The sequence below is a fragment of the Oleiphilus sp. HI0086 genome (genome assembly GCF_001635225.1).
Genome location: NZ_LWFZ01000062.1, coordinates 1 through 929 on the forward strand (window position 1 = coordinate 1; position 929 = coordinate 929).

General features: G+C 46.4%; 1 protein-coding gene. It reads left to right on the forward strand.

Translation table 11 applies throughout. The annotated features are described in order from the left end of the window. Positions 1-341: 341 nt before the first annotated feature. Positions 342-929, forward strand: a 588-nt coding sequence (locus A3756_RS01080; RefSeq protein WP_068552693.1) for an SDR family oxidoreductase, incomplete at its 3' end; no start/stop codon positions are given.

A 929-nucleotide genomic window follows, 5' to 3' on the forward strand; every position in this document is an offset into this window, starting at 1 on the left:
TCAACTTTGATCGCGACACCGCACATTGCTTCACAAAGGTTGCAGGTGCGGTAATGAGTAAAAGCGTCTGAGCTAGGCATAGATTTGATCCGTCATTGAATGGGTGCTAAGAGTGAATGTACACCACTATTGTTGTTATTGAACAGCTAGTCAGGATTATATGCCTGCCATAAACGAGAAGTCTAGACGATTAGAACTATTCATAGACTTACTGCTTTGTGAATCCCGCTTTGTTGCCTCCTTAATGATTTGGGCTTGGCTATTGTGCTAGGCTTTCGTCTGCACAATATATGAACTTCTCCATTTGAAGATGACCGCAGCAACTGTAGGGTAGGCTAGCAATGAATAAAACAATCGTAATAACCGGAGCCAGTGATGGTATTGGCAAGGCCTTGGCATGGGAGATGGCAAAGCGAGGTTATGATCTTGGTCTTAGCGCACGTAGAGAAACCCTGCTGCAATCATTAAAAGCCGAGATCCATAAAGCCTACCCTGAAGCAAGGATAGAAATAGCGCGGCTTGATGTCACTGATACTTCGCAGGTGGATGAGGTGATTAAGGGCTTTCAATCTTCTTTGGGGCGTTTAGATATGATCGTTGCTAATGCCGGGATTGCCCGCTCAGGCAAAGCCGAGATTGCCTCTTTAGATGACCAGCTCGCCGTAATCAATACTAATCTAAATGGTGCTATCGCTACCGTCAGGGCTGCGCTTAAAGCATTCCGGACCCAAGGTGGTGGGCATATTGTGGCAACCGCTTCCGTTGCGGGCTATCGAGGTTTACCAAGAAATGCTGCGTATTCTGCTTCAAAAGCGGGTTTGGCTACCTATATGGAGGCGGTTAGGCTGGAGACCTTAAATGACAATGTTGATGTGAGTGTCATTAACCCCGGTTTTATCGATACGGAAATTAACCGTAGTTTGCCCAGC